The sequence below is a fragment of the Parasutterella sp. genome (assembly GCF_057870745.1).
Map to the genome: position 1 here is coordinate 1 of NZ_DBMALT010000082.1, position 4,907 is coordinate 4,907.

The 4,907-nt window shown below is 46.9% G+C and carries 2 protein-coding genes; both read left to right on the plus strand.

Going from position 1 to position 4,907, the window contains the following annotated elements:
- The first annotated feature begins 589 nt into the window (after positions 1-589).
- Complete coding sequence (locus ACZND6_RS12645; protein ID WP_300874998.1) at positions 590-3,271, plus strand: autotransporter outer membrane beta-barrel domain-containing protein; 2,682 nt, start codon at positions 590-592, stop codon at positions 3,269-3,271.
- A gap of 588 nt (positions 3,272-3,859) precedes the next feature.
- Entirely contained in the window at positions 3,860-4,825 is a 966-nt protein-coding gene (locus tag ACZND6_RS12650) for a 1-deoxy-D-xylulose-5-phosphate synthase N-terminal domain-containing protein (protein WP_302980766.1), read from the plus strand.
- The last annotated feature ends 82 nt before the right edge of the window (positions 4,826-4,907 follow it).

The window sequence follows — 4,907 nt, forward strand, 5'->3', positions numbered from 1 at the left end:
ACTGCAGACACCTTGGGGTTCGCTAGTCTTTCCCACTAGCGGGCAGACTCGGGACTTTCACCCTATAGAGAATGCTCATGCCGAGCACACCAAAAAACGGCCTGCGATACGGCCGTTTTTCTATTTTTACATTTTTCTCAAGTTCTCAAAATAGTTTCCTATTTATCTCTGTATCCAATCAGAAAACCATTCTCTATATGAGTCGATCCGTACTTCGACCCTCACGGTTTAGCCAGGTAATTTCCGTTGCCTCACCTCTTTAAGTTGGAGGATATCCTCTCTAAACAAGGATAGATGTCATAGGGGTATTTTCAGCGGAATCATTTTTGCTACAAAGTTACCCCTTAATATCTTCTAAATTTTGCCAAACTATAAGTAAATTAACCCCCTATCCTTTCTCCCGCTTTGAGAGTGTATTACGTCACTTTTCGCTCTAGGCGTATACCATAAAAAACAGTTTAATTATTTTATTTTCTGTGTGCTCATAGAGCGTTTTTTTTTATTAGATTACAGGATAAATACCCCTTAGAAAGGCAATTAGCTTACTGCAGTTAAAAGCTTTTTCAGCGGAAAGATACGAGTTATTTCAATGAAAATAAAGAATTGCTTTTATTTTCGGCGTGCCGCAGCTGCCATTGCACTATTTTTTGCCATCCCAATGTTGACCGCTGCAGGTCAATTCGATGCACTGCATCAGGGAATCGCACAAAATACGGACACTCTTATCGGAAACTGGCAGCAGTTTTTCCCCGGTCTCGAGAGCCAAATCAACGCGGCATTTGAAGAAGGACGAAAGACAGGCAATTTTATTTTCCACAGCAATGCCGCTCCGGTCGCATGGAATGTCTCCGAAAACGGTACCATTGCGGTCAACTCCATTAACGCAGGCTATTTCAGATCGCTCCGCAATCCCGCGAATCACCAGTTCCTTTTCCCGGGGCTTTCGGTCGAAAGTCAAAACGTCAATATCTCTGCCGGACGCGATCTTATCGTTACACCCGTTCCCGTGGCCGAAAAAGGATTTGGTTACGCTCTGAGCGTCGGACCGGATCAGACTGCCAATCTCGGCGCCGGAGATCGCATTATCCTCATGACGCCAAGAAACCCGGACAACTCTTCCTACTATGACGATCTTTCCGTCGCGCTTTCCGAGAATGCCTCGACCACAATGCAGGCAAGACAAGTAATACTTTTCGGCGGCATTTCGGCTACGTACTCTCGCCTGCTGAAAATGTCAGCTTCATCTGGGATTTATTTCTTATCTCCTAACGAACGAAGCGCAGGAACGATCTCCACAATTCAGCTGCTTAGCTGCGAGATGGATCTGGATGCTCCCGATATTTTGATTGATAGAAAAGTTCAAATCGGCCAGATTATTCTCGGAACCGACCATCCCAGCTCTCTTAACATCGGGCGCGACCCGCAATCAGGAGTTCTGACGAAAAATGTCTTCTTCACCAAGGAGGTCGACGTTGAAGCCAAGAGCAGTCTCAATTTAACCTCGGCTCAAACCGCCGTCTTTCAGGGACATTTAAATCTCATTCGCGATGCTCAGGCCGACATCCGGTCTCGTCAAATTGAAATTGAGAAATTATTTCTCGGAAACGTGGGCTCTCACGCTCGCTTCCGTGTTGACAGCGATGGGCACATGGTAGTTCATGAGCCTGTTTCGGTCAGCTCCACTTCCGGCCTAACCATTGACTTAGGAGAACGCTCTACCCTTTCTGCTGCCGTCGATACCCACGAGGGAGGCGGCAGCCGAGTAACGATGCATCGAGATTCCTATTGGTTTGTCCCCGAGGACAGCAATTTGTCCCTTGTAAATGTTGAACCCTCGAGTTATATCCAGCTGGGACAGCAAGGTCATCCTTCTCAAATGGAAACTGAGACTCTTAAAGGAAACGGTGCTGTCTTTTACCTTACAGCGGGTTCGACAGGATCCCTAAATATCTCCAAAAGCAGCGAAGGCAAGCATGCCTTCCTCTTAGGATCCTCCGGCGTTTCTCTCGCTAACACCGGCTATCTTTACCACATTGCAGTCAATGATGACTCTCCGAACAGCCTGGATAAAGCCACTTTTTCCTTAGCCAATGACGGAATCATAGACGCCGGCCCTTATATGTATAAATTAGGGCTTTACCCGTTCAAAAAAGGAGACTCCAGGGTCTGGGCAATATTGGGGACCCAATCGCTCAAACCGGTCTTGCCCGATAACCCTGAGACTCCGACAGATCCGTCCGAACCTCCTGATGAGGTTATTCCTAAACCGGATCTGCCGGAACTGCCGTTTGATCCGACAAACCCGCCTGAGCTTGATGACTCGGCCGAAAAACCCATCGGATTGTCTCCTGCTGCCAAACTGACTTTAGCTAGCGCAGCCTCCGGCAACCAAATCATTCAATTCTTGGGATCCTTAGATGATCTAAGAAGCCGAATGGGAGAAGTTCGTGAAGGTGCCGAAGACGGTTCCTATATTCTGTACCGATACGATAAGAGCCGGTTTGAGTCGCACTACTCGGCCAACAGTACGTTTAAATATTCCGCCTTTACGATCGGGGCCGACCGGAAGTTCAGCTCCGGCTGGGTCCTAGGCGCCAACCTCCTGTTAACGAGGGGAAATATTCATGTTGACGACGCTCCCGGCAATCATTCTCGTGTGGAATCCGTCGGAGCTAAATTTTATGCTGCGTGGCTCGGAGACAAAGGACAATATATTGACTCGGTCTTATCCGTAAATCGCTACCACAACAAACTAAGCGCCAAAAATATTGATGAAAGTATCTCAACAGCCGATTATCACAACTACGGTCTGGGTTTATCTGTTGAAATCGGTCACCGTCTCGAGTTCACCCAAACTTCGAAATTGGGCTCATGGTTTATCGATCCTCAAGTACAACTGAGTTACTTCCGCGCAAATGGCGCCTCTTTTCACTTCAGCAACGATATGAAGGTCCGCGTTAAATCGACCGATAGTTTGAACGGGCGCCTGGGAATTGATTTAGGAAAAAACTTCCGCAGCAAAGAAGGAAAACTGTCCGGACAAGTCTATTTAAGAGGTGGTGTCAGACACGATTTCTTAGGAAGGACATCTATCCAAATGAATGAATTCTCATTTAAAGACCGCTCCATAGGAACTCGTGTTTACTATGGCATCGGCGCGGAGAGTCTGTTGAAGGATCGCCTCAAAGCCTTCGCTCAAATCAATCGGGAATCAGGCCGCCACCTTAAAACAGATTTTCAAATTAAAGTCGGTTTGAAATATCTATTTTGAAAAAATCGGGACGCTTCGGGAAAGGTCTTTTAGAGTTTCTAGCTTTTCCATTTCTGTTTCCTGCAAGAGCTTCCTCCGAAGCCAACCCAATCGACCCCTTTTGCCCCAAGAAAATGCTTCTTTGCCTGATTTTCCGGGCATTTTGCCCATTCCTCCATCTCGTATCACACAGTAACAACTCAGCTCTATTGCGGTGTCCTTTCTGAGTCCGTTTTTTTTTCGCTTATGTCCCCAAAAATCTATCTTCACTAGGGTAGCTTTATTTTTTGAGGAGAACTTAAATGAAACTCATTGATATTCACTCACCACAGGACATTAAGCCACTCACTATTGACGACCTCAAAGATCTCGCTAAACAGATGAGAGCCGCCATCATTAACTACACCTCCACAATAGGAGGACACGTAGGACCCAATCTCGGCGACGTTGAAGCTCTGATTGGTGTTCATTATGTCTTTGACGCCCCGAAAGATAAGATCGTCATCGACGTCTCCCACCAAGACTTCGTACATAAAATGCTGACAGGACGTGCTCAGTACTATTTAGACAAGAGCAAGTTCACGGAAATCGGAGAATTCACCGACCCGAATGAAAGCCCAGAATACGATATTTTCTACGCAGGCCACACTTCTCCCTCGATCAGCCTGGCTTTCGGCCTCGCTAAAGCAAGAAGACTTCAATATTGTTGCATTCATCGGCGACGGTTCTTTGAGCGGCGGCGTTGCCTTTGAAGGCTTGAATAACGCCGGGAAGCTCAATGACAACTTCATCGTTATCGTCAACGACAACCAAATGGCAATTGCCGAAAACCACGGCAGCCTCTACGACAATTTAAGGGAATTAAGAGAGACCAACGGTCAGAGCGAACACAACTACTTTAAGTCTCTGGGCTATGACTACATTTACGTCGCCGAAGGCAATGACTTAGAGTCTGTGATTAACGCTCTGAAGAAAGCAAAAGACACGAAGAACCCGATCGTTGTTCACTTGAATACTCAAAAGGGCGAAGGTTACGCCCCTGCTGAAGCCCACCGTGAAGAGTTCCACTTCAGCGCACCGTATGACGTCGCTGACGGTGAACCTCTGCAGCAGTCAAATGAGCCGAATTACATCACCGACACGCGCGATTATTTACTCCGAAGGGTTAAAGAAAATCCGGAACTGCTCATCATTTCTTCCGCAACACCTGAAGTCTTCGGCTTCATGGAAAAGGAAAGAAAAGCCTGCGGCAACCAGTACGTTGACGTTGCAATTGCCGAACAGACCGGTGTTTCCACAATGGCCGGCGCAACCAGAGGCGGTGCCAAGGTTATCTACCCTGTAATGGCAACCTTCCTTCAGAGAGCTTATGACCAGCTCGAACAAGACTGGGCCATGGACAACAGTTCTGCCGTCATGCCGGTCATAGGAACAGGTATTCGTGCTTTGACTGACCTCACACACCTCGGTTTCTGGGACATTCCGATGATCACTTCGATTCCGGAGATCGTCTATCTTGCCCCGACAAATGTTGAAGAATACTTCGCCATGATGGATTGGGCTTCTAACTGTTAAAATAAATCTATAAAAATATAGTAAAAAGTATAAATTATTTGTAGATTATGAACTCTGACTTTGTTCCGATTGGGCAAGCGTC

What these genes read in the sequence shown, in the direction of transcription:
- ACZND6_RS12650 (WP_302980766.1), top strand. Translation starts at nt 3,860, where the DNA reads ATGAAAGCCCAGAATACGATATTTTCTACGCAGGCCACACTTCTCCCT.
- ACZND6_RS12645 (WP_300874998.1), top strand. Translation starts at nt 590, where the DNA reads ATGAAAATAAAGAATTGCTTTTATTTTCGGCGTGCCGCAGCTGCCATT.